This window comes from Pseudomonas sp. 58 R 3, assembly GCF_900006605.1.
GTDB classification, from domain to species: Bacteria; Pseudomonadota; Gammaproteobacteria; order Pseudomonadales; family Pseudomonadaceae; genus Aquipseudomonas; species Aquipseudomonas salomonii.
The window spans coordinates 67,589-69,687 of sequence record NZ_CVTT01000022.1; the positions used below are offsets into that span (position 1 = coordinate 67,589).

General features: G+C 60.3%; 1 protein-coding gene. It reads left to right on the plus strand.

Features of this window, described 5'->3' with window-relative positions; genetic code table 11:
• The first annotated feature begins 3 nt into the window (after nucleotides 1-3).
• Complete coding sequence (locus BFP92_RS02105; RefSeq protein WP_065911437.1) at nucleotides 4-1,962, plus strand: MacB family efflux pump subunit; 1,959 nt, start codon at nucleotides 4-6, stop codon at nucleotides 1,960-1,962.
• Nucleotides 1,963-2,099 lie beyond the last annotated feature (137 nt).

Consider the following 2,099-nt stretch of genomic DNA (forward strand, 5'->3'; position numbering starts at 1 on the left):
GCCATGACCCAACCTCTGTTGGAGCTCAAGGGCATTACCCGCAGTTTCATGGCCGGCGAGCGCGAGTTCATCGCGCTCAAGGGCATCGACCTGACGATTCATGCCGGCGAAATGGTCGCGATCATCGGCGCCTCGGGTTCGGGCAAATCCACCTTGATGAACATCCTCGGCGGCCTGGACTACGCCACCGCCGGCAGCTACAAGATCAACGGCATCGAGACCCGCTCGCTGGGTGATGAACAGTTGGCGGAGCTGCGCCGTGATTACTTCGGGTTTATCTTCCAGCGCTACCATTTACTCGCGCACTTGAGCGCCTTGCACAACGTGGAAATGCCGGCGATCTATGCCGGTACGCCCGAGAACCAACGGCACGGCCGCGCGCGCGACCTGCTCACGCGCCTGGGCCTGGCGGGGCACACCACCCACCGCCCGAGCCAGCTTTCCGGGGGCCAGCAACAGCGCGTGAGTATTGCCCGGGCGTTGATGAACGGCGGTGAAGTGATCCTCGCCGACGAGCCCACCGGCGCCCTCGACACCCACAGCGGCAAAGAGGTGATGCGCATCCTCGCCGAGCTGCACGCGGCCGGGCACACGGTGATCATCGTCACCCACGACCCCAAGGTGGCGGCGAACGCCCAGCGTATTGTCGAGGTGTGTGATGGCGAGATCGTCAGCGACAAGGCCAATGACAGTGAGGGCCTGGCGTTGCCCAGCGAGGCGCCCATCGAACCCAAGCGCAGCGGCGCCCGGCGTCTGGTGGCGAGCCTGGGGTTGTTCAAGGAAGCCTTCAATATGGCCTGGGTCGCGCTGATTTCCCATCGCATGCGCACCTTGCTGACCATGCTGGGTATCGTGATCGGCATCACCTCGGTGGTGTCGATTTCGGCGATCGGCGAGGGGGCCAAGCGTTATGTGCTCAAGGACATCCAGGCGATTGGCAGTAACACCATCGATATCTTTTCCGGCACCAGTTTTGGGGACAGTCGGGCGTCGGCCATCGAGACATTGATGCCGTCGGATGTGGAGGCGTTGAACCAGCTGTATTACGTCGACAGCGCCACGCCGGTGGTGGGGCGTAACCTGTTACTGCGTTTCGGCAATATCGACCTGGATGCGCAGGTGAACGGCGTCAGCGATCGGTATTTCAAAGTGAAGGGGCTCAAGCTCGAAGCCGGGATTGCCTTCAGTGAAAGTGACGCGCGGCGTCAGGCGCAGGTGGTGGTGATTGACCACAACACTCGGCATCGTCTGTTCGGCCCGAATGTGGACCCGCTGGGGCAGGTGATCCTGGTCGGCAAACTGCCGTGTACGGTGATCGGGGTGACGGCTGACAATAAAAACATGTTTGCCGCCAGCAAGGCGTTGAACGTGTGGGTGCCTTATGAAACGGCGGCGGGGCGCTTGTTGGGGCAGCGGCATCTGGACAGCATTACCGTGCGTATCAAGGATGGGCAGCCGAGCAAGGTGGTGGAAGACAACGTTAACAAGCTGATGCTGCAGCGGCATGGGACCAAGGATTTTTTTACCAATAACCTTGATAGCATCATGCAGACGGTGCAGAAAACCAGCCGCTCCCTGGCGCTGCTGTTGTCGCTGATTGCGGTGATTTCGCTGCTTGTGGGCGGGATTGGGGTGATGAATATCATGCTGGTATCGGTCACTGAGCGCACCCGTGAGATCGGGATTCGCATGGCGGTGGGGGCGCGGCAGTCGGATATTCGTCAGCAGTTTCTGGTGGAGGCGGTGATGGTGTGTTTGATCGGCGGGGTTATCGGGATTTCGTTGTCGTATGCCATTGGCTATCTGTTTTCGCTGTTTGTGAAGGAGTGGGAGATGGTGTTTTCGGTGGGGTCGATTGTGACGGCGTTTGCGTGTTCGACGTTGATCGGGATTGTGTTTGGTTTTGTGCCGGCACGGAATGCGGCGCGGTTGGACCCGATTGAGGCGCTGGCGCGGGATTGATTTTTGTTGGCAGCGTTTGATTGGGGTGGGGTGGTTTGCTGGTGTACATATCCGTTGCTGCGGTAACGGCGGCTTAGGGTTCCGCCCTTACGGCGGGTCACTTTTGGCAAACGCCCGGAATGCCGGCCCAGCCAAAA

Coding starts and splice junctions, on each gene's coding strand:
- BFP92_RS02105 (WP_065911437.1), top strand. CDS start 4: ATGACCCAACCTCTGTTGGAGCTCAAGGGCATTACCCGCAGTTTCATG.